The organism is Sulfolobus sp. E5-1-F (assembly GCF_009601705.1).
Lineage (GTDB): Archaea > Thermoproteota > Thermoprotei_A > Sulfolobales > Sulfolobaceae > Saccharolobus.
On record NZ_CP045687.1, the window covers coordinates 1,441,708 to 1,462,891 of the forward strand.

23 protein-coding genes are annotated in these 21,184 nt (G+C 32.8%); 14 read left to right on the forward strand and 9 right to left on the reverse strand.

Annotated features, from left to right (window positions below; all coding sequences use genetic code 11):
* Positions 1 to 5: 5 nt before the first annotated feature.
* Positions 6 to 2,804, forward strand: a complete 2,799-nt coding sequence (locus GFS03_RS07075; protein WP_153423157.1) for a DEAD/DEAH box helicase — start codon at positions 6 to 8, stop codon at positions 2,802 to 2,804.
* 112 nt (positions 2,805 to 2,916) lie between these two features.
* Positions 2,917 to 3,186, forward strand: coding sequence for a chromatin protein Alba2 (gene alba2 / locus GFS03_RS07080; protein ID WP_153423158.1), 270 nt, complete (start codon positions 2,917 to 2,919; stop codon positions 3,184 to 3,186).
* Here the strand turns inward: alba2 and rgy are convergent.
* Positions 3,151 to 6,651 carry a reverse gyrase gene (rgy, locus tag GFS03_RS07085; RefSeq protein ID WP_153423159.1) on the reverse strand — a complete coding sequence of 1,167 codons (3,501 nt, stop codon included), beginning with the start codon at positions 6,649 to 6,651 and terminating at the stop codon, positions 3,151 to 3,153. The two genes, alba2 and rgy, sit on opposite strands and share 36 nt — an antisense overlap.
* A 119-nt stretch (positions 6,652 to 6,770) precedes the next feature.
* Here rgy and alba1 point away from each other — a divergent pair, with 119 nt between their 5' ends.
* Together alba1 and GFS03_RS07095 are read left to right on the forward strand one after the other, a co-directional pair.
* Positions 6,771 to 7,064 carry a chromatin protein Alba1 gene (alba1, locus tag GFS03_RS07090; RefSeq protein WP_009992406.1) on the forward strand — a complete coding sequence of 98 codons (294 nt, stop codon included), beginning with the start codon at positions 6,771 to 6,773 and terminating at the stop codon, positions 7,062 to 7,064.
* An 81-nt stretch (positions 7,065 to 7,145) separates the two neighbouring features.
* On the forward strand, positions 7,146 to 7,466 hold the full coding sequence (locus tag GFS03_RS07095) for a hypothetical protein (RefSeq protein ID WP_153423160.1): 321 nt from the start codon (positions 7,146 to 7,148) through the stop codon (positions 7,464 to 7,466).
* On the opposite strand, the gene GFS03_RS07100 is transcribed toward GFS03_RS07095, so the two are convergent.
* Entirely contained in the window at positions 7,441 to 7,725 is a 285-nt protein-coding gene (locus tag GFS03_RS07100) for a hypothetical protein (protein ID WP_153423161.1), read from the reverse strand. The genes GFS03_RS07095 and GFS03_RS07100 overlap by 26 nt on opposite strands.
* 94 nt (positions 7,726 to 7,819) lie before the next feature.
* Here GFS03_RS07100 and GFS03_RS07105 point away from each other — a divergent pair, with 94 nt between their 5' ends.
* Positions 7,820 to 8,326, forward strand: coding sequence for a hypothetical protein (locus GFS03_RS07105; protein ID WP_153423162.1), 507 nt, complete (start codon positions 7,820 to 7,822; stop codon positions 8,324 to 8,326).
* A gap of 14 nt (positions 8,327 to 8,340) precedes the next feature.
* Here GFS03_RS07105 and GFS03_RS07110 read toward each other — a convergent pair whose 3' ends face one another.
* Both GFS03_RS07110 and GFS03_RS07115 read right to left on the reverse strand, forming a co-directional pair.
* Complete coding sequence (locus GFS03_RS07110; RefSeq protein WP_153423163.1) at positions 8,341 to 9,996, reverse strand: DEAD/DEAH box helicase; 1,656 nt, start codon at positions 9,994 to 9,996, stop codon at positions 8,341 to 8,343.
* Entirely contained in the window at positions 9,956 to 10,327 is a 372-nt protein-coding gene (locus GFS03_RS07115) for a hypothetical protein (RefSeq protein WP_153423164.1), read from the reverse strand. The genes GFS03_RS07110 and GFS03_RS07115 overlap by 41 nt, the downstream gene beginning before the upstream one ends.
* 110 nt (positions 10,328 to 10,437) lie before the next feature.
* Between GFS03_RS07115 and gatC the strand changes: the two genes are divergently transcribed.
* The 4 genes from gatC to GFS03_RS07135 are packed head-to-tail and all read left to right on the forward strand — an operon-like array spanning position 10,438 to position 13,933.
* Positions 10,438 to 10,731: an Asp-tRNA(Asn) amidotransferase subunit GatC gene (gatC, locus tag GFS03_RS07120; protein ID WP_153423165.1), complete on the forward strand. Its 294-nt coding sequence runs from the start codon at positions 10,438 to 10,440 to the stop codon at positions 10,729 to 10,731.
* 4 nt (positions 10,732 to 10,735) lie between these two features.
* Positions 10,736 to 12,160, forward strand: coding sequence for an Asp-tRNA(Asn)/Glu-tRNA(Gln) amidotransferase subunit GatA (gatA, locus tag GFS03_RS07125; RefSeq protein WP_153423166.1), 1,425 nt, complete (start codon positions 10,736 to 10,738; stop codon positions 12,158 to 12,160).
* Between the two features lie 27 nt (positions 12,161 to 12,187).
* Positions 12,188 to 13,273 carry a 4-demethylwyosine synthase TYW1 gene (gene twy1 / locus GFS03_RS07130; protein WP_153423167.1) on the forward strand — a complete coding sequence of 362 codons (1,086 nt, stop codon included), beginning with the start codon at positions 12,188 to 12,190 and terminating at the stop codon, positions 13,271 to 13,273.
* Between the two features lie 36 nt (positions 13,274 to 13,309).
* Positions 13,310 to 13,933 carry a DUF120 domain-containing protein gene (locus tag GFS03_RS07135; RefSeq protein WP_153423168.1) on the forward strand — a complete coding sequence of 208 codons (624 nt, stop codon included), beginning with the start codon at positions 13,310 to 13,312 and terminating at the stop codon, positions 13,931 to 13,933.
* On the opposite strand, the gene GFS03_RS07140 is transcribed toward GFS03_RS07135, so the two are convergent.
* Entirely contained in the window at positions 13,930 to 14,610 is a 681-nt protein-coding gene (locus GFS03_RS07140; protein WP_153423169.1) for a DUF357 domain-containing protein, read from the reverse strand. The genes GFS03_RS07135 and GFS03_RS07140 overlap by 4 nt on opposite strands.
* Entirely contained in the window at positions 14,592 to 15,365 is a 774-nt protein-coding gene (gene dph5, locus GFS03_RS07145; protein ID WP_153423170.1) for a diphthine synthase, read from the reverse strand. The genes GFS03_RS07140 and dph5 overlap by 19 nt, the downstream gene beginning before the upstream one ends.
* A gap of 42 nt (positions 15,366 to 15,407) precedes the next feature.
* On the opposite strand from dph5, the gene GFS03_RS07150 reads away from it, so the two are divergent.
* A complete protein-coding gene (locus GFS03_RS07150) occupies positions 15,408 to 16,163 on the forward strand; it encodes a metallophosphoesterase (RefSeq protein ID WP_153423171.1) in 756 nt (251 codons plus the stop codon).
* A gap of 88 nt (positions 16,164 to 16,251) precedes the next feature.
* A complete protein-coding gene (locus tag GFS03_RS07155) occupies positions 16,252 to 16,809 on the forward strand; it encodes a TATA-box-binding protein (RefSeq protein WP_256365649.1) in 558 nt (185 codons plus the stop codon).
* Here GFS03_RS07155 and GFS03_RS07160 read toward each other — a convergent pair.
* The gene (locus tag GFS03_RS07160) at positions 16,798 to 17,643 is read right to left on the reverse strand and encodes an N-acetylglucosamine kinase (RefSeq protein WP_153423172.1); all 846 of its coding nucleotides are present in this window, start codon (positions 17,641 to 17,643) and stop codon (positions 16,798 to 16,800) included. The two genes, GFS03_RS07155 and GFS03_RS07160, sit on opposite strands and share 12 nt — an antisense overlap.
* 44 nt (positions 17,644 to 17,687) lie before the next feature.
* On the opposite strand from GFS03_RS07160, the gene GFS03_RS07165 reads away from it, so the two are divergent.
* The gene (locus GFS03_RS07165; RefSeq protein WP_153423173.1) at positions 17,688 to 17,897 is read left to right on the forward strand and encodes a DUF5622 domain-containing protein; all 210 of its coding nucleotides are present in this window, start codon (positions 17,688 to 17,690) and stop codon (positions 17,895 to 17,897) included.
* Here GFS03_RS07165 and GFS03_RS07170 read toward each other — a convergent pair.
* Entirely contained in the window at positions 17,881 to 18,948 is a 1,068-nt protein-coding gene (locus GFS03_RS07170; protein WP_153423174.1) for a DUF373 family protein, read from the reverse strand. The genes GFS03_RS07165 and GFS03_RS07170 overlap by 17 nt on opposite strands.
* A complete protein-coding gene (locus GFS03_RS07175) occupies positions 18,920 to 19,816 on the reverse strand; it encodes a coiled-coil protein (RefSeq protein WP_153423175.1) in 897 nt (298 codons plus the stop codon). The genes GFS03_RS07170 and GFS03_RS07175 overlap by 29 nt, the downstream gene beginning before the upstream one ends.
* Positions 19,817 to 19,969: 153 nt before the next feature.
* Between GFS03_RS07175 and GFS03_RS07180 the strand changes: the two genes are divergently transcribed.
* Together GFS03_RS07180 and GFS03_RS07185 are read left to right on the forward strand one after the other, a co-directional pair.
* Complete coding sequence (locus tag GFS03_RS07180) at positions 19,970 to 20,242, forward strand: Gar1/Naf1 family protein (RefSeq protein WP_153423176.1); 273 nt, start codon at positions 19,970 to 19,972, stop codon at positions 20,240 to 20,242.
* The gene (locus tag GFS03_RS07185; protein ID WP_153423177.1) at positions 20,239 to 21,120 is read left to right on the forward strand and encodes a transcription initiation factor IIB; all 882 of its coding nucleotides are present in this window, start codon (positions 20,239 to 20,241) and stop codon (positions 21,118 to 21,120) included. Before GFS03_RS07180 ends, GFS03_RS07185 begins: the two co-directional genes overlap by 4 nt.
* Positions 21,121 to 21,184 lie beyond the last annotated feature (64 nt).

Genomic DNA, 21,184 nt, shown 5'->3' on the forward strand with positions numbered 1-21,184 from the left:
AATTAATGCTAGATCATCTGGACCAGCGATTAAGAAAGCTAATAGAGGAAAAAAATTGGATTAAGCTAACTAAAGTACAAGAGATGTCCTATGAACCAATTAGTAATGGATACAATACACTCATCATTGCACCTACTGGTTATGGGAAGACTGAAGCAGCAATGTTTCCGATATTAAATAGGATGTTAAAAGAAGATGTTAAGCCTGTTACTGTAATTTATATTACACCTTTGAAAGCACTAATTAATGATCTTCTTTATAGAATAGACTGGTGGGCTTCTAGACTAGGTTTTTTAGTTAACAGAAAACATGGAGAAGTTCCTCAAAAGGAAAAGAACTTACGATTAAAGAAAATACCTCACATAATTGTTACTACACCTGAAGGATTAGAAATAGATTTAGACTGGGCTAGTAGATTTAGAGAGCATTATAAAAACGTTAAATGGGTCATAGTTGACGAGATCCATGAGTTAATAAACTCGAAGCGAGGAACTCAATTATCAATACTACTTGAAAGATTAAAGCACTTCATTGGTTACGACTTTCAACGAATTGGCTTATCGGCTACAGTAAGTGATGAGAAAAAAGTAGCTCAATTTCTCTTCGGATCTTCTGAAAGAAAGATGAAGATAATAAGATTAAATGATACGAGAAATTTCGAAATAAAAATAAATAAGATTGACAATAATAATTTTGCTTTGTGGAGGAATGCTGCAGAAAAAATAAACCAACTAATAGAAAAACCTACATTAGTCTTTACGAATTCTAGGTTTTCTACTGAAAGACTTCATGAAGAATTAGAGAAATTAGGAAATAGAGAGATCTATGTACATCATTCGTCAGTTTCTAGAGACCTTAAGAACTTAGCTGAAGGAGAATTAAGAAATGGAAATGCCAAAGCGGTAGTATGCACTAAGACCCTAGAACTAGGAATTCACGTAGGAGATATAAAGAAAGTAATAATGCTTAGACCACCAACTTCAGTATCCTCATTTCTCCAGAGGCTAGGTAGAAGTGGACACATAGTCCATGGAGTTCCTAAGGGAGAAATCATATGCTTCTATGATTTTGACGTATTAGAGTCATTAGCACTATATCTTTCGGCAAAAGATGGAAAAATGGAAAAGCCTTTCATAGATGATGGGCTAGATGTTGTTGCAAGAGAAATAGTAGGTATGATATTGCAAAATCAAAAAATAGACATAAAAGAGGCTTTTGATATTATTCGAGGAACTTATATTTATAGGAATCTAGAATTGTCAAAGCTAATGGATTTAATACAATATTTAGTAAAGAATAATATAATAAAGATTGAAGAGAACTACTTGAAATTAGGACAAGGGTTCTTTAAGATATGGAGGTTCAACAGAGATGCTAGGAGCAGCTGGGGAAAAGACTTCTCAGAGTTCTTTTCACTGATTAACAACGATGAAACATTTACCTTAAAACATAATGGTGTAACCGTAGGTGAGATAGACGCAGTTTACGTATATAAGCATGTGAGAGCAAATGATGTAATAAGGATAAGTGGGAAGTTCTGGAAAGTATTGCGTATAAATACTCATAAGAATACGATAGATGTTACTCCAGCAAATGAGGGTGAAGGTGAGATACCAATATGGAAAGGAGAAAATACATCTAAATCTCCATTAATAGTAGATTATATCAAAAAAATTATAGAAAATTTCAACGAATATTATCTTACAATGAACGAGATAATGGATAAAAGTTCGAAGGAAAGTATAATTAAGATATTTGAAGAGTATAGAAAGTTAGGACTAAAAATACCCTCTGGAGATATAATACTAGTGGAAAATAAGGAGGATGAATGGCTTTACACTGTATTAATTGATGAGAGAATTTCAAATACTTTATCCCATATATTACTTTATCTAGTGACTAAAAAATATACGCTAAACGCTTCTAGTAGAAGTTCAATATATGGCTTTTCAATAAAGGGGACTCCAGTAGATTTATTCAAAGATATCATAAATATGGATCACAGAAAAATCGTAAAAACCATATTGAGATCCATATTGAGATCACCTCTTTATATAGCAACACTTAAGGAGATCCAACCAAGTTTTGGTAAGATATCAAAAATTAACCCAAAAGAAGATAAATTCTTAATAAAAGAAGCACTAAGGCAGACAATAAAAAGATACTTTAGCATAAAGAAAACATTAGAATTTATCAGCAAAGTTAAAGAAGGTAAAATAAAAATGATATATACTGAAAACGCAGGATTGTTGAGAGAAGCGATATTCGCTCATGCACAGATTAGACCTTGGCTGTCTGATCTAAATCTAACCATATATCAAGCGCTAAAAGGTGGCGCGTATACAGTTAATGAGCTATCGGAGATTTTAGGAATCTCAGCTAAAAGTCTTGAAAATAAGTTAAAACAGCTTAGAAGAAATAATAATAAATATAAAGTAACGTCATTCGTAGATGTAGATAGTAGGGAAATTAGATGGTGTTTGTACGAAGATTTCATTGATATCGTTAAATCTGAAGAATATTATTCCTCATTCTCACCTTTAAATAATAATGAGATATTTGCAGTTAGCCTTAAGTCAGGGGATAACCAAGTAGAAATCTTATTTAAACCGTTTGATTTAAGTAATAATCCAGAAGAGATATTAAGGAAAATTCCATTTAATAATATAGAGGAGGCTAAAGTTAGAGAAGCTATAGATACTTCCTATCAATTTCTACAAAAATATTACCATGTAGGTAAAGACATTATAATATACTTACTGCTAAATGCTGTTGCTTACTTGCAAAGCTTAAAATACTCCTAAATAATAATTATCTTATACGTGATGATGCCCTTCAATTTGATTGATGATAAGGGCCCGTGTTACTGAACATTAGATTTATTTTTGCATATCCACTTATGACTCGTGAGAGAAGATGACAGAAAAATTAAATGAGATAGTAGTTAGAAAAACAAAAAATGTAGAAGATCATGTTTTAGATGTAATAGTTCTATTTAATCAAGGAATAGATGAAGTAATATTAAAAGGGATAGGAAGAGAAATTTCTAAAGCGGTAGACGTTTACAATTCATTAAAGGATAGATTAGGAGATGGCGTACAATTGGTAAATGTACAAACTGGAAGTGAGGTTAGGGATAGAAGGCGTATATCATACATTTTGCTCAGACTTAAGAGGGTTTACTAAAGTAGATATCTCACCAAATATTTCTAATAACACTGTAGATGCACTTAACTTGCTTAGCGCAATATCATCCAGTTTACTCATCAATTTCGCTGTTGTACCTTCAGATACCAGATCGTGGAATTTGGAACTTAGAAACTGATACACTGAGATACCACGATTTGTTGCTATTAGATATGACTTTCTTTTGCTACTTACTATATACCCATGCCTCACTAGATTTTCTATAGTTTTTGCATATGTACTGGGTCTTCCAATCCCTTTTGATTTCATTAACGATATTACGTCGGAGTAACTTAGCAATTGCTCGCTTGATCCCTTCCCAGTGCTAACTTTAGGTTGAACCTCTCCTAAAGGTAAATTATATATCTTGAGTGGATACACCTTAATAAACCCACCTTCAGCATTACTTAATAATTCTATATTGACATTATCGTCCTTGCTTAGCTTTATCAAATATTTACTCTTAGTACCCACTGCATGAGACATCTGACTCGCCATAAATCGCCTAAAGATTAAGTCGTAAATTGAGAAGTGCAATTTGCTAAACCTTATTGGATATTTATAAGGATTCTCCTCAATTTCTTGAATTAGTTCATTAACGTCTATAGCTCTAGTTGGTCTTATTGCCTCATGAGCACCTTCTTCTGACGATTCCCACGATCTGGGAACAAAATCCTTAAGTAGACCTTGCTTTTGAAGGTACTCCTTAGCTATTTCTATTCCTACAGAGGAAATGTGAGTACTATCAGTTCTATGATATGTTATTAGGCCAGCCTCAAATAGATCCTGAGCAATCTTCATTACAAGATTAGCTGGTAGTTTGTATCTCATATTAGCCTCAATAAGTAGAGTATCTGTAGTAAAAGGAGGTAAAGGAGACAGCAATATTTTTTCGTCAGAGATTTTTTCAATCTTAACAAGTTTTAAGTTATTTACATACTCCTCCATTTTCTTTCTCTCGCTAAAATACTTTTTAATGGAGTACCCTGCAATGTCAATATAGACCACATAACCCATTGTACTCTTATACTTCATCGTTCTGTCCACTATCCAACCTAAAACCGGAGTTTGTACCCTACCCGCACCATGATTATAACCATTAAACTTCGTTTTTAGCAAGTTACTTAGCGTGAAACCAATCCACCTATCTTCTATCCTTCTAACTATCTGACTCATTACTAGATTAGTATTAATTTTCATAGGATTCCTCAGTGCCTCGAGTATCGCCCTCTTAGTAATCTCATGGTATACTATTCTGTACACATTGGAGTTATATGGAGACAAAAATGAAGCTAAGTCATATGCTATTTTCTCACCTTCAGTGTCTGGATCAGACGCTATGAACACTTTATCCACTGACAACGATAGCTCTCTGAGTAAGTTAACCGTAGTCCCAGATGTTTGAACATTTGTAGAGCCACAGTAGGGACATATATCTGAAGTACCAGAAAATGTCTTATTACAATCTAGGCACTTCTTTACTAAGTCGTAGAATGGCCTTATAGTCCCATTATCCTCTACCTTTACCCCATAATATCCTATGTCCTCTAAGGTTAGATCAACAATATGACCTTTTGAGGCTACTACATCTAGCACATATATTTGATTGCCATCTACTATAATAGTTTCGTATACTGGTACTCTATTTATCACCCTAACCGAAGGTCTGCTAAACATTTTAGCTATAGTCTTTGCTTTTGTTGGAGATTCTACTATGAATAAACCAGTTGATATATTAAAATGTGCTCTATTTCCCTCTTCTTTTCTGGATTCTTCCAATTTAGTTTTTATTTCATGCAAATTTAGACTGGATAATGAAGTAAAATTAGTGTTAGGAAACAATTTCTGCATCTTCTTTTTCAATATTTCAAAGATGTATTTATCATCTACTAGAATTATTGACAACCCAAGAGTTAATCCTCCATTGTAAAGTCTGCTTGCCCTTCCAGATCCTTGCAAATATGTTATCATATCTGGGTACATAATATAGTAATTTGTATTTTGCTTGGTAATCACAAAATTATCTGAAATTAAAGTCTCCTCTCCTATCTCCTTTAACTTATCTTTAACTAGGGAGATATAGTACAGTAATTCTTGTCTTAGTTGTTCTAGTTTTGGATAGTTTATGATCTCCCCTTTTATTATAGAGAACTTTAACAACTGAGCCTCAGAAGGATTCAGTAGTAAAATCTTATTTTGTAATTCCGAGAAATCAATCCCAATCATTTTGCCTACTCTTAGTAAAGTAAATGGATTAGATAACGCATCAAATAGCTTAGCCTTTATTTTTGGGACTCCATAGTATATTACGTATTTTAATCTTTTAGGTTCATCAATCCCTCTAACAGCAACACCATAGTAAGATGCAGAACCTATTAGAATATCTACTTTACCCTCAGAAAAATCATCAAGGAATTTTCTTCCACTAATCGCTAACTTAGCATTAAAACCTAAATCCTCAACATATTTCCTTATTTCATTTAATCCAGATCTCCCATATTCTTTCGAGACCAGAATCAATCCACCACTTCCCAGCTCCTTAACTATTGAAAGATCTAAATTATCAGTGTAAGTGTCAATGATATTCCTAACGTATAACTGAATAGAAGATGGTTCAAAACCAGTTAGTAATCTTAAAGCCTTTTGCTTAATACCTTTAGGTCGTATTGTTGCGCTAGCTATAACTAGTTGGGAAATTTTATCCTTAAATTCGGCTAACTTGAGCTCCAATTCCCTAATTTTCTCTTTAATTTCTTCCGTGTATTCATTGGAGAAATAGTATTTATTTCTTAGTCTAATCAGTTGAATTGCGCTTTCATAGACATCCTTTGGTATCCCTAACAAGCTAACCAATCTATCAGTAGTTTTACCACTTTTGATTACGGCATCTGCGTCGTCTATTGCTACAAAATTTGGCTTAAAACTTGTTATTGAATCCGCGTTCTTATTTAAGTAACTTATTGTTATTACGCTCACTTTCCTTTGATCAACTTTTCCACAAGATACTTGAGCACCTAATTTTTCTAGTCTTTTACAAACTTGTTCCATTAAGGACTTTGTAGGAACAATATATACTACGTCTTGACCGATAAATACGGAATATGTCATCAATGTGGTTGTCTTTCCTAATCCAGTAGGAGCTGACATAGTGAAGCTCTGATTACTTACGAGCCTTCTTAACCACAGTTTTTGGAGTGACCAAGGTTCATATCCAGTTTTATCTTTAAAATATTTAAACACAGTTTCAAATGTTGTAACGTTATAATATAAATTCCAATAATTTTTAATCTTATCATTATCGAGTAGGATATTGTATATTGCCTTTACTTTTGAAGTATGATCTACACCATCTATTTCAGTAATATACGGTAAACAAGTCTCGCATGGTAAACCATTTAGTAATCTGTCACCAGAAATATCCCCACCACAATTAGGGCAGGAATTTTTATACATTACATTAATCATAGCTAGAAAAAACTTTATGATGGTAAGATCTTTTAAAAGAGTTATCGAAGTGTTACTCTATTCGGTTAACTTTTTTAGCTTTATATGAATGTCTATTTGAGATTAAAAAGGTGGAAAAGATGAGCAGCGGAACCCCAACTCCAAGTAACGTAGTCTTAATAGGAAAGAAACCAGTAATGAACTATGTTTTAGCAGCATTAACTCTGCTAAATCAAGGAGTAAGCGAAATTGTAATCAAAGCTAGAGGAAGAGCTATTAGCAAAGCTGTAGACACAGTAGAAATAGTAAGGAACAGATTCTTACCAGACAAGATAGAGATTAAGGAAATCAGGGTAGGAAGTCAAGTAGTAACAAGCCAAGACGGAAGACAATCAAGAGTTTCAACAATAGAGATCGCTATAAGGAAAAAGTAAGTGTCTTAGTTTTTTAGACTTTTCTTTTATTATGCGCTACTTTTAATAGGGAGCTTAACATAAAATATTCTTGCGATATAAATGAGTCAGCCTACAATTAAAGTTGAATTTGAGGGAAAGGCAAAAATAGGGGAAATGATGGGCAATTTTAAAGCTATACAATTAAGGCCAGAAGATTTCTCCAGTCCATTAGCATTGCAAATGGCACTCTCTAGAATATACTCTGAGTTGATGAACATGATGAATCAAAGGCAAGAGCTCCACTATGTTGCTGATGTAAAATTTACAGACTCTATGGGAAACCCAGTAAGCGTAGGAGTAGATTTTGGAGACAAAATACCACCATTAAGCAAGAAAGAAGTAAAAGTAAAGATAACTATTGAATTCTATGACGAAGAGTAGCTCTTCTTTCCAAATAAGGTTTTGCCAAGAAAGAAAGAACAAAGTCGTCAAAGGGATTAAGCCTATATTCAACATTATTTACTTTAGTTATTAGTCCTATTTTAGACATATAGCTTATACTATTGTATGCAACTTTTTTAGAAAAATAGGGCCCTAAAACACAAAAAGCATCACCTATATTAAATTTCTCATATCTAAATTTCTTGTAAAGAAGAAAATATATTATTACCTCCCTCTTTTTAAGCCATCTCATATTCATCAGCCTGGTTATTCATCAACTATTCAGCCCTTACAAGTCCATACATCATTAATTACTTTTTATATTTATAGTATACCTCTTTATATTGCTTAATATGCCTTACGTAGATGTTGGCAATAAAATATGTAGACCTAATGAAGTAAAGGAAATAGAAGAAGGAGATATAATAGTAGTATATCCAGTTACTCTAAACTTAAATGGAAAAATGATAACTTTCCCCCCGCTTTCATTAATCAGCAAGAGGTGCCCAAACGAGATTAAAAATTTGAGCTGGATAGAAGGTATAATATTAAATCAAGAAATTTTTCATAACGTGACTTTTCTCAAATGTGAAAACTATATTGAAGGAGAAATAGAAATTTTAGAACCTGCTCTTCTTACAGCTTTCACTTTTAAACATATGATTGGAGGTAAAATAAAAGGATACATAAGCAAGCTTATTAAAGGTATACCTCTAATAAAAGTAAATAATCAACCAATAATAAGCATAGATAATGGAAAAGTTAACGTTGGACTCTGTTTTTTAGATAAGAGAGATATTCTAGTAAGATTACTGGCATATTCTGTATTTTACTACATAAATCCATCCTTATCGATCTAAGAACTAAGCTTATCCTAATCTTTATCTAAGTTTTCAAAGGATGGATAAGACATCCCCTCAAATGTGAAAATATCCATTTCTTTTCTCTTTTTAGCCTGATACTCCTCTGGAGTACCACTTACGACTATTTCATAAAGCTTTGCTTGTTTGCCATTATAAGGCCTCATAATCCTACCTAATCTTTGAATAAATTGCCTTCTAGAACTTGTTCCAGTTACAATAATTCCTACATTAGCATCCGGAATATCGATTCCCTCATCTCCCACAGTAGTCAAAACAAGAATTCCTGCACTCATAGTTTTAAAGGTCATTAAAATTCTCTTCCTCTCCTCTTTAGACATCTTACCTGTTAAAATTAAGCAATTATACCTTTTTGCTATTTCTTCGGCTTGGTCAACATACTGCGTAAATACTAGAATTTTTCCTTTTTCGGATTTAAGTATCTCGTCCAATGCTCTCATTTTCTCTGAAGCAAAATTCACTATTTTTCTCATTTCATTATAAACCTTCATGGCTTCAATAGCACTTTCATCACCTTTCTTTACTAGTTCAATTAACTCACTTACCTTTCTGCCTTTAGATAGTGTCTTAAACTTATTTAATAGTTCATTGTATCGCTTTCTCTCTTCTAAGGTTAGTCTTACTTTTTTCTGAATTATCTCATAGGAGGCTAGATAACCTAACTTAGCTAGTTCAGTGACTGATTTATAATATACTATTCCACCTATAAGACTAAATAACTCATTGTGTTTGTTATCTTCTCTATGAGGAGTTGCCGAAAGACCCATTCTATAAGGAGCTATTAAACCTTCTGCTATTGCTTTAAATTTATCTGCAGGTAAATGATGAACCTCGTCAACTATTAGCAGGTAAAATTTGTCAAATAGTTGTGGAAGATGCCTATACGCCGTATGATAAGTAGTTATGGTTATTGGCCTTATTCTCTTTTCCTCTGAGTAATAAAATCCAATGTCAGGCCTTTTTGAGGTAAACCTTAGTATAGCCTCTTTCCATTGTAACATTTGCTCTTTGGTAAAGGTTACAATGAGAGTAGGCTTTCTGATCACATCTATACCTTTTATTCCAACTATCGTCTTTCCAGCTCCTGTCGGCAGTGCTATAACTCCCCTATTTCCATTCTTAATCCAATTTTCTATGGCCTCTCTCTGATATTCCCTTAATTGTCCATTGAATTCAAACTCAAACTCTTTGAATGAAAGGTTTAATTCCTTGACCTCTAATCCATTTTCTCTCAATTTTTGCAATAGATTAAAATAATCCATCGGACGTATTATAAATCTTCTATTTTGCTTATCATATTTAATTTTGAGCTTATATTCTCCATTCTCATTTCTTTCATTAATTTTCTCTAGAACGTCCGCAAGATAAGTATATGGTTTCATAATTAGTTTGCCACCATCTATTTCAAAGGAACAATCTAAGAGGTTTTCCTTTAATCTTGTAACATCCTCTTGAGAAAGCTTCACGTCATAATCCTCTAAGATTTCTATTATCTCGCTAGGTTTTACTCCATTTCTTCTAGCTCTTTCCAGATCAATTACAAACTGAGATCCGTTAGTATCTCTTCCCAAATATCTCGAGAACAATAATAATCTCTTAAAATCATCTTCATCCAACCACTGTTTGATATAGAAAGTCCTCAAGGACATTTTTAATCACTTCAACATATATAACCTTTAAATTAGAACCAAGAATATTTATAAGTTCCGAAATATCCCCTACATCATAAATAAAGTATTTATCTCCATTAAAATTCGAGAAAACCCCTATCGAAGGCAAATTATATTTTGACTTGCTCATTAAAAGCAACTTATATATATCATTTAAAAATGGATTTACGTATAAAATTAAACCATCTCCATTATCTAAAGTGATCCCTATAAAGTTCTTGCCTAAGGTTTCCGCTTCAGAGAAACCATATTGTAATGCTTCTTCCAATCCAATCCATGGTAAATTTGTAATTAATTCCTCTACTTTCACAACTATTATGATAGGAAAAGCTGGGTTTAAAATGTATCGTGACCATTAGATTTAATTTAGGAAGATTTTTGCTGAATGAAAATATAAACTAGTTCTCTGAAATGTTATCAATGAAAATAGAGGTCAATGAGAATTTAATTAAACATTTAGAAAACTTATCTTTAATTCAATTAAGTAGTAATGAGGAGAAAATGTTGGAAAATGATATAGCAAATATCATAAAATTCTTTGAGAAGATAAACGAGCTTGATTTAAGTAATGTAGAACCGCTATTTCATCCTCTCCCGCAAGGGAGACTAAGAAAAGACACTCCAAGAGATCCATTAGATAGGGAAAATGCACTCAAAAACGTAAAAAGAAAAGAAAACGGATATATAATAGGACCTAGAACTTACGGTGAATAATATCATGATACTCGATTTAGTAAATGATTTGAAAAATAGGAACTTAGAAGCTGAAGAATACGTTGAGAGAACATATGAGAAAATAGGTAAATATGATAAGTATATCAACGCGTTTATAACTATTAGAAACAAGGAAGAGGTGTTAAGGGAAGTAAAAGAAAACATTAACAAAGGGGGTAAATTAGCAGGAGTACTAATTGCTATTAAGGATAACATCTCAACCAAGGGAATTAGAACTACTTGTGCATCAAAGATGTTAGAAGATTATATACCTCCATATGATGCTACAGTAATTGAAAAATTAAAGAAAGAAGGAGCTGTAATTGTTGGAAAAACAAACATGGACGAATTCGCTATGGGTTCAACGACGGAAACGAGTTATTTTGGTCCTACTAGAAATCCTTGGAACTTAGAAAGAACCCCCGGTGGTTCATCCGGAGGTAGTGGAGCATCTCTAGCAGCCGGATATGTCGAATTAGCATTAGGTAGCGATACTGGAGGTTCTATAAGAGCACCAGCTGCATATAATGCAATTTTTGGTTTAAAGCCATCTTATGGTACAGTGAGTAGATTTGGTCTAGTGGCTTATGCAAACAGTTTAGAACAAATAGGACCAATGGCTAAAAATGCAGAGGATTTAGGATTACTTCTCTCAATAATAGCTGGACCTGATGAGAGGGACGCTACTACAATTGATTTTTCTCTAAATTTTGAGTTAAAGGAGCAAAGCGTAAAAAACGTTAGGATAGGTGTTCTTAGTGATATCTTAGAAATGTCAGAAAAACCAGTGTCTGGTGTGATAAAGGACGTTATAAATAAACTATCTAGTGAAGGAGCAATAATTGAAGATACTAAATTAGGTTATGCAGAATACGCACTACCAGCATACTACATAATAGCAATGTCTGAAGCAAGTTCTAATTTAGCTAGATATGATGGAGTTAGATATGGATACAGTAAATATATGGAAGGTAATTGGAGAGAGGTTTATGCTAAAAATAGAGGAGAAGCGTTTGGTATAGAAGTAAAGAGAAGAATTCTCCTTGGTAGTTTTATCTTAAGTGCTGGATATTATGAGGAATTTTACCTCAAGGCGTTAAAGGTTAGAAATTTAATTAAGAAAAGCCTAGACGAGTTATTCAAAAAATATGATATTTTACTTTCTCCTACAATGCCTATATTACCGCCTAAATTAGGTGAGGTAGTTAATGACCCAGTGAGAATGTATGCAATGGATCTAAATACTGTAATAGCTAACTTAGCTGCAATACCAGCATTATCTATGCCAGCAGGATTTTATAATAACTTACCAATAGGATTACAATTAATGGGAAAATATCTATCAGATATTTATTTAATTAACATATCATCCTATATAGAGAGAAATGTAACAAAATTGTACAATTTAACTGCACCAATTAAGATCTAATAATTTTTTAATCCTATATCCGGTAGAATGTACAATATGCAAAGTAATTTAAGAATCGATACAATAAGTGAGATATTTAAGGAGTTACAGAAAGAGAAGTACCACCTCATTGGCACTCATAGTGCATATAAGAAGTGTCATTGGACTCATTCTGCTCTTGTAGCTAATAGATCTTGCTATAAGGGCAAATTCTATGGAATTGAGAGCCATAGATGCGTACAAATGACTCCAACTGCAGCGTGGTGCTGGTTTAGATGTGTACATTGTTGGAGATTAGAACCAGAGGATGTTGGGCTAGAGTGGGACGATACGAAAATGCCTGCATACGACGATCCGGAATATATTGTAGAGAGGAGTATAGAAGAACATAAGAAAGCCGTTTCTGGATATCTAGGAAGAAATGATGTTAACATTCAAAAAGTAAAAGATGCGATGAGACCAGCGCATGTCGCAATAAGTTTGACAGGAGAACCTACACTTTATGAGAAACTTGGTGATCTTATAAAGGAGTATCATAAAAGAGGTATGACAACCTTTCTTGTAACTAGTGGTGTAAGACCAGATATATTAGCAAGTTTAGAAGAAGAACCTACTCAGTTATTTGTATCTCTACAGGCTCCGAATGAGATGAAACATAAAATGATTAATAGACCAGTAGTTGCTAACTCTTGGCAACTAGTTATGAAGACTTTAGAGATCTTACCAAGTTTTAGTTCACCAACTGTAATAAGATTTACAATGATAAAGGGATACAATATGAGTGAGCAAGATGCAAGAGAATTTGCGAAGTTAATGGAAATTGCAATGCCTACATATATAGAGATTAAGGCTTACATGCACGTTGGACCATCAACCTATAGGTTAAGTAGAGATGCTATGCCAAAACATAAGGAGATAAGAGAATTTGCGAAAATCCTAGCACAATATACTGGGTATAATATCTTATCAGAGCATGTACCCAGTAGGATAGTTCTCCTAAGTAAATTGGATAAGCCGATTAAGATTGGTAATGCGTGGAATGAAAAATGGGATTGGTCTACTATTGATATGGAAGATGATATGAGTGGAGAATATAAGGAAGCAGAACAAGGTTGTACAGAGGGATCAACTTGAAAAGATGAGTCAAACGCTTGTATATTAGCTAAAATTATAGCCTACTCAAAGGACAAGTCGTACGTAACACAATCAGAGCTAGCTAAATTACTTAATTTCTCACAGCAATCAATATCTCGTAAATTAAAGGAATTGGAAGATGATAAACTGATAGTAAGAATAATATCTAAAGAAGGAGAGATCATAAGATTAACAGAAGAGGGAGAAAGATTTTTGCGTTCATGTTTAAGTAACTTAAAAGATGCCATATTGTCGCTTCATAGTCTCGAAATAAAAGGAAATATTGTATCTGGACTTGGAGAAGGAAAAATATTTCTATCAATGGAGTACTACAAAACTCAAATAAACAAAATAATGGGATTTGATCCTTATCCAGGCACGCTAAATATTGTAATATACGACAAACTGTCTCTAGAGAATAGATTACTCTTAGATTCATCACCTTCTTTAATTATTCCAGAATACAAGCAGAAGGATAGAGTATTAGGCGCAGTTAAATTATATCCTGCATCAATTAATAAATTAACACCAGCTGCAGTAGTCATTCCCTTAAGAACCACACATCCAAAGAGTGTAATAGAAATAATTTCCCCATTTCATCTCAGGGAAAAATTGAATTTGAAGGATGGCGATGAGGTAACAATAGAGGTTTATGTTTAACATTGTTGTAAATTACAATACCTCTTTTTAATTTCATTTATTATATCTGTTGTACTTGAATGGGGCCATTTCCTTATTCTCTCTTTTAATCTAATTATTTGAGGACTTAAGCCTCGTTTTTTTAATTCCTCAAGGAGCTTAGTTTCATCAACTTTCTGATCTGGTCCTAGGAAAATTATATCGGGATTTACTCTTTCCACACTTTTTAGAAAATCTTCCTGATCACCTAATATTGCATCAAAAACGTATCTTATACTCTTAATAATTTCTAACCTAGTTTGCTCATCGTTAATGGGCTTTCTACCTTTGATTCTTTCTGAATTAGAATCCCTAGCCACAGTCACGTAAACTCTTCCGTATTTCGATGCCTCCTTCAAGAATTCTATATGTCCAGGATGCAATATGTCAAAAGTACCTGCTACAAATACTTTTTTCGATACATTAGATTTGGGATCTTTATTCTCATAAATCTCCTTTGCGTCTAACAAACCCTCAGCGTAAACAATATCAACTAATGCAGTTACATAATCACCTTTCTCTAAATAATATTTAGAATCCTCAGTATACAATCTAGCTAATTCTACCACTTTATTATTGGCACTGTTAATATCCTTTAATCGTTCATCCATTCCTTTAATATACTTTTCTATTCTTTTCCTTAACTCATCAATATCCATTTTATAGCCTCAGCCTCCATATAATGAAGGTTACCAGGAATTATAATAATATGTGGTGTATTGCCAAAGTCATATGATATAGCCTCCTCTACGGTGAGAGCAATAATTTTCTCATTATCACAACCTAATCTAGCACCAACTATTACAATATCGGATTTGGAAAGTACATTTTTTCTATGTTTCTCTTCAAGTCGCAATAAGATCTGTAATGCTTCATTAGCTGTCATAGCTTTCTCGTCTTTTAAATCTAAATATAGTATGGTATGAAGACCTCTTTTTCTGTTATCCTCAATCACATTATAAGGAGTAGGATCTATAAAATCGTTGTAAGGAAATGTCACTGTAACTGACTTACCGAATTTATAGGAAGATAATAGAGATTTCGATATAAGATAACAATGTACTGAAATTCCTGGAATCACTTTTACCTTATGCCCTCGCTGTTTAGCTTCTACGAGCAGTGAAACGTGAGTTGTAGCTATTAATACATCTCCGATACTAGCTATGCTCACGTTATAAGTTTTATCTAAATAATCCATAATAATCTTCGAGTTGTTCTCTAACAAACTCCTATCCGCTTCAATGAAAGTCTTCTCTCCCTTTACTAATCTCCTTAATATATCAACGTTTATATCGCAAGATCTAGATGTGTATTTATCAAAAATTATAATATCAGAATCATTTAATGCATTTATTGCACTCTCAGTTATGAATTTTTTAGAGATTCCAAGACCTATTAGACTTAAAACGCTCACAAAAAGAATGTATAAAATGGTGTTTAATATTATCTTATCTTAATGCTAGAGCTCACTAGAGGTATCTTAATTGCTGAAGACCTACCAGCACTTTACGTAAAACAAGCTAATAGTGTGGTAATGTCTGACGTGCACATAGGTTATGAAGAGGAAATGTCAAGAAAAGGCATATATATCCCTAGAATACAGAAAAAAAGATTTCTTAATATAACGAACAGAGTACTCTCAGTCTTTAATACTAAGAAGTTAATAGTAAATGGAGATTTCAAGCACACATTTGAAAAACTTACTAGGCAGGAAAAAGAGGAATTAACCGAAATACTGAAATATTTAAAGGATATTGGAGTAGAAATTACAGTAGTGAGAGGAAATCATGATAACTATATTTCATTAGTTACAGAAAAATTTGATAATGTAACATTAGTTGATGAGTTAGACCTTGGAGAAATACTAATAACCCACGGACATAAGGTAATAGAGCCGAGAAACAATACAACTTACATCATAGGTCATGAACACCCGAGATTGTCAATAAGAGATAAGTTAGGCTTTTCTAGGAAACTACAATGTTTCTTGACAATACCTATAAAGGAAAGGGAAAACTCTCAAATTATAGTATTACCCGCAATTGGAATATACCAAGCGGGAAATGATATATCATTGATACATTCAAATTACATGAGTAATTTGATAAAAGAACACGCAATATTAGAAAAAGCGAAACCTTATGTTATAATTGAGGGAGAAGGTATAATGGAGTTCCCCGAATTAGGCTTAATTAAGAACATACTTATTTAAAAGAGGGATTTATAAATGCAGAATCAAAAAGTTTTTAAGGTGATCTTTTATCTCCAATTCAGCGGTATCGTATAAACCCATTGTAAATATAGAAAATATCGTGGCAACAGTTACATTAGAGCAAAGTTTGGACTTATACGCTATGGAGAGAAGTATTCCCAATATAGAATACGATCCAGATCAATTCCCAGGGTTAATTTTCAGATTAGAACAACCTAAAGTTACTGCTTTAATATTTAAATCTGGTAAGATGGTAGTAACTGGGGCTAAAAGTACAGAAGAGCTAATAAAGGCTGTAAAGAGAATAATTAAAACACTTAAAAAATACGGCATAAAAATAATGGGTAAACCTAAAATCCAAATTCAAAATATAGTAGCATCCGCTAACTTACATGTGAACGTTAACTTAGATAAAGCTGCATTCTTACTGGAAAATAATATGTACGAGCCAGAACAATTCCCAGGATTAATTTTTAGAATGGATGATCCTAGAGTTGTACTGCTAATTTTCAGCAGCGGTAAGATGGTAATAACTGGGGCAAAGAGAGAAGATGAAGTATCTAAAGCGGTAAAGAGAATATTCGATAAGCTAGCCGAATTGGATTGCGTCAAACCTATAGAGGAAGAAGAGGAGTTAGAGCTCTAGAAGCTTAAGTAAACCGTTTATTACACTTTTACTTTTAACGCTTTTTATTCCCTTCTTTTCTAATTCCCTACTGAAAAAGGATAAGTAAACTGGAGATTCATACATACCACCAAAATAGTAGACCACATTCGAATTTACAGCTTTACATACTATTTGAACTAAAGTAGAGAATTCTGATATACAAGTGTTCAAAATTCTAATGGCCTTTGTGCTATTTTGCTTTACAGCGTTTAACAAATTAACTGAATATTGTGCTATTTTGGCTGGATTACAAGAGTTTTTATAGAGGAACCTCACTAGATCTTCTTCACTATTAAAATTAGAAAATCGAATTAAGCTTCTATCATTAGATAGCCCCTGAAACTCTCTTAACAACTCATGTAAAAACTCTCTACCTAACCAGAATCCAGAACAGATATCGCCAACTAACCATCCTCTATCGCCCTTTATTATCCTTTTACTTCCATCAAAACCATATACTATACTACCAGTCCCTGCTATGGTTATACATCCCTTATCCGCATTAGACATGAGTACAACATGAGCGTCATGTTCTATAATTACTTTATCCGCGTATTTACTTAGGAGTGGATATAATTTACTCTTTACCTCTTTTGCAATGCCTTCACTGTCAATGCCAGCTAAAGATATTGCAATTCCATTAAATTTCTTATTAAATGATGAAATTATACTATTTAATCTTAAAACCGACTTATAGGGACCTACTTTATCCACACTTGCAGGCTCGTATTTATACTGTCTTACTACTTTTTCACCATCATAAACGAAAACTTTAGTAGATGTACCACCAGCATCTATTAATAGGTATTCCACAAAAGATATAAATGCTAACCTACATTAAAATTTGGTGCCTAGAAATGCTCAAACATGGTAAGTATGTTTATGTAGATCTAAATAACGGTAAATACGTTAAGGTAAGGGTACTTAAATCAAGGGATGACAATTCCGCTGAAAAATACATTCTAACCAGTTATGTGAATAAGAATAAACCTAAAAATAGCATAGTAATAAAGATGGATAATCTACCAATAGAAGTTAAAGATAAATTAACTAAATTCTTTTTATAAGCTTCTCTAAAATTCCATATTTTTCTAATGCTGTTAGAGTAATATATATAGAAATAATAACTATAGAAGCTAATATTAACGTATATAGTGATTGAATAGTTAAAATATATGTATTATCTATAATATCTTTCACGACAGTAAATAATATGAAATAGATTATAACTATATTTATAATCTTAATTATATCATGCCATACCCTAATATCTTTATTTAATCCCTTTGAGACAGCCTTACCACCAAACAAGATTATGGCGGAAAATGAAGCATATGGTAAAATTTGAAGAATTGCAAAAGCAAATTCTTGAATACTACTTAGTCCTCTAACCAGCTGAAGTTGTATATAGAGGTTAATCACACCTATTAAAAGTGAGATAATAGACACTGTAGCTGTTATTACCATTATTGTGGAATTCTCCCACCAACTTTCTATGAGATCATCTATTTTGAGACCTTTTATAACCATTGCACTTCCTAATATAATTAGTATTGTTGGCTCTATGTAAACTGATAAATTCAGAGCAGCCAATATTCCGGCTAAGGCTAATACTATACCAGGTACACCTAAGAAAATCCTCGCATATCTCTTTTCTGTTACGGCTTTTCTTATATACTTTGCAAGAAGCATATACGTTTCCTCTACTCCCCTATATTGCTCTACGATAACTTGCTGAACTGCAGAAATCTTTAATCTAGATTGAATTATAGGTATTGCACGAGCATCGTCTGGACTGTCATAGACTACTACTGCATATTCTGGTGATAGCTCTTCAATTACTTTGTCTAACTTTTTTGAGAATTCTAACTGTGACTCAGTACCACCTTTTTTTGAACCGGATATGAAGACTATCTCAGCGTCTTCTCCTTTTCTTTTTAGATCAAGATAAGTATTAAATGCAACTACCATCGAATTAAAATCGGAGTCCGTTGGCATAAAATACGCTGCTTTAACAAGAGCTAGCTTACATTTTTCTTCTCCTATTATTGGTGAAGAAAACCCTAAATCTCCTATATCATCATCAATATCAACGTATATTACTATTGTCTTTACCATCCTTATTATCTACTTCCCCATAAAGTATTAAAAATTCTTCAAAAGATAACCTCTTGTTCTGCTTAAGCTTTTCCTCTATACTCTTCTTCTTTTTCTCAATAACTTCAGTAGTATTAACTTGTACTGGATTTTCTTGAAGGCTTTTTAGTCTTCTTTGGGTTTCATTCAGTTCATTACTCTTATTTTTAATTTCTGTATTTAACTCTTCTATTTGTTTGGAAATGTTTTCTATTTCAGTATTTAAATTATTTATTTCATCTCGTAACTTATTTCTCTCTTCGACCAATTTCTTTATAATGTTCTTCTTTTCTCCTATCTCGTTAATAAGTGCCTTAATCTTCTCCCTAATTGTATTTAACTCAACTCTTTTTGCTAGTAATTCAGCTTTTTCTTCAGTTTTCTTCTCTCTTATTTTCATAGCTTTTTTAGCATCTTGTAATTTTTTCTCTAGCTCAGCGATTCTCTGTATGACTTTTTTCTCTTCCTCTAACGTTAAAGAACTAGTTTGTAATTTCCACTCTAGCTCCCTTATTCTCCTTTCTATTAAATCAGGGTTGCCTAGTTTCTGAGAAGAAAGTTTTTTAACTTCCTCAAAATCTTTTCTCATTTGTTGAATTATTTCTACCAAATTTTTTCTTCTTTCCTTTAACTGATTAAACTCCTCTAATTTCATTTTATACTCTTGTCTCACTACGTTAATTTGTTGCGTCAATTCCTTTGCTTTGGTTATCTTTTCCCTTCTCTTCTCTCTCATTTTTTTAGCTTTTTCAATAAGTTCTAACTTAAGTTGCTTTAGTCTAACTATATTCTCTTTAAGCTCAGATATCTTCTTATATAACTCGTCTGTGTCCGTTGATATAGATGACATTCTTGTCTATTTTAGTAGCGAATCGTATAAATAACTATTTCCCACATAATAGCCTTCAGAAAGCCCTAAAAATCAGCTACAGCAGTTAACATGAATGAATAGGTATTATCAACAAATAATAATAAACCTATGTAGATGTAACATAAAAGTGAGATGAAAAACAACTTTAATGAAATAGGCACATTTACAAAGAATGTTTTAAAAGATAAGATTCTTATTAAATTAAAGAACAATTTAGACTTTACGAAGTATAATATAATAGGAAAAGCTATATATAATGAAAAGCAACAAAAAATAGGAAAGATCCTAGATGTATTAGGAAACGTAAGAGAGCCTTATGCTTTAGCTATGTTAGATAAAAATTCAAAAATTTCATTAAACGAGAAGATATTCGTTAGCTATAATGAGAGGAGGTCAAGAAGATGACATGCCCATTTTGTGGAACAGAAAACTCAATAACATATGACATGGAAAAGGGAATGTACATATGTACAAACTGCGGCAGTGTGATAGAAGATAACGCGATAGATCCTGGTCCAGATTGGAGAGCGTATAACGCGAAAGACAGAAACGAGAAAGAAAGAGTAGGTAGCCCAGGTACTCCAAAAGTACATGACTGGGGATTTCATACTGTTATAGGCTACGGTAGAGTTAAGGATAGACTAAAAACATTAAAGATGCAAAGAATGCAAAATAAAATACGTGTGTCGCCTAAGGATAAAAAACTAGTCACCTTACTTTCTATTTTAAATGATGAAAGCTCAAAATTAGAATTACCAGAGCATGTCAGAGAAACTGCATCATTAATAATAAGGAAAATGGTAGAAACTGGACAAACCAAAAGGATAGATCAGTATACGTTGGTAGTTGCTACACTATATTACTCCTGCCAAGTGAATAAAGTACCTAGACACCTCCAAGAGTTTAAAGCTAGATATTCCATATCTTCTAGTGAACTTTGGAACGCCTTAAAGAGAGTTCAATCTGTTGCACAATCAATACTTGACTTTCGACCCAAAATCAGTCCAACAGAATATATACCGAAAATAATATACAGACTAAATTTACCCCCAATTATAGGAACAAAAGCATCTGAATTAGTAGACCTGATGCATAAGCAAGGGTTGAGTAGCGGGAAAGGCTATTTATCTTTAAGCGCAGCTTCAGTTTACTTAATATCAGCACTAATGGATATAAAAAAGACACAGAAAGAGGTTGCAGATTCGTTAGATATTACTGAAGTAACTATTAGAAATAGATATAAGGATATTGTAGATAATTTTGATATTATCGTTACATTATGATTTTTATAGAATAGAGTAAAATGCTTTTGAATAGAATTTATTTCTTTTAAATCTTATTTGTGAT

What these genes read in the sequence shown, in the direction of transcription:
- GFS03_RS07140 (WP_153423169.1), bottom strand. Translation starts at nt 14,610, where the DNA reads ATGGATATTGATGAGTTAAGGAAAAGAATAGAAAAGTATATTAAAGGA.
- GFS03_RS07110 (WP_153423163.1), bottom strand. Translation starts at nt 9,996, where the DNA reads ATGTCCTTGAGGACTTTCTATATCAAACAGTGGTTGGATGAAGATGAT.
- GFS03_RS07175 (WP_153423175.1), bottom strand. Translation starts at nt 19,816, where the DNA reads ATGTCATCTATATCAACGGACACAGACGAGTTATATAAGAAGATATCT.
- rgy (WP_153423159.1), bottom strand. Translation starts at nt 6,651, where the DNA reads ATGATTAATGTAATGTATAAAAATTCCTGCCCTAATTGTGGTGGGGAT.
- twy1 (WP_153423167.1), top strand. Translation starts at nt 12,188, where the DNA reads ATGTACAATATGCAAAGTAATTTAAGAATCGATACAATAAGTGAGATA.
- GFS03_RS07150 (WP_153423171.1), top strand. Translation starts at nt 15,408, where the DNA reads ATGCTAGAGCTCACTAGAGGTATCTTAATTGCTGAAGACCTACCAGCA.
- GFS03_RS07075 (WP_153423157.1), top strand. Translation starts at nt 6, where the DNA reads ATGCTAGATCATCTGGACCAGCGATTAAGAAAGCTAATAGAGGAAAAA.
- GFS03_RS07095 (WP_153423160.1), top strand. Translation starts at nt 7,146, where the DNA reads ATGAGTCAGCCTACAATTAAAGTTGAATTTGAGGGAAAGGCAAAAATA.
- GFS03_RS07165 (WP_153423173.1), top strand. Translation starts at nt 17,688, where the DNA reads ATGCTCAAACATGGTAAGTATGTTTATGTAGATCTAAATAACGGTAAA.
- alba1 (WP_009992406.1), top strand. Translation starts at nt 6,771, where the DNA reads ATGAGCAGCGGAACCCCAACTCCAAGTAACGTAGTCTTAATAGGAAAG.
- GFS03_RS07180 (WP_153423176.1), top strand. Translation starts at nt 19,970, where the DNA reads ATGAAAAACAACTTTAATGAAATAGGCACATTTACAAAGAATGTTTTA.
- GFS03_RS07170 (WP_153423174.1), bottom strand. Translation starts at nt 18,948, where the DNA reads ATGGTAAAGACAATAGTAATATACGTTGATATTGATGATGATATAGGA.
- gatC (WP_153423165.1), top strand. Translation starts at nt 10,438, where the DNA reads ATGAAAATAGAGGTCAATGAGAATTTAATTAAACATTTAGAAAACTTA.
- alba2 (WP_153423158.1), top strand. Translation starts at nt 2,917, where the DNA reads ATGACAGAAAAATTAAATGAGATAGTAGTTAGAAAAACAAAAAATGTA.
- GFS03_RS07105 (WP_153423162.1), top strand. Translation starts at nt 7,820, where the DNA reads ATGCCTTACGTAGATGTTGGCAATAAAATATGTAGACCTAATGAAGTA.
- gatA (WP_153423166.1), top strand. Translation starts at nt 10,736, where the DNA reads ATGATACTCGATTTAGTAAATGATTTGAAAAATAGGAACTTAGAAGCT.
- GFS03_RS07100 (WP_153423161.1), bottom strand. Translation starts at nt 7,725, where the DNA reads ATGAATATGAGATGGCTTAAAAAGAGGGAGGTAATAATATATTTTCTT.
- GFS03_RS07185 (WP_153423177.1), top strand. Translation starts at nt 20,239, where the DNA reads ATGACATGCCCATTTTGTGGAACAGAAAACTCAATAACATATGACATG.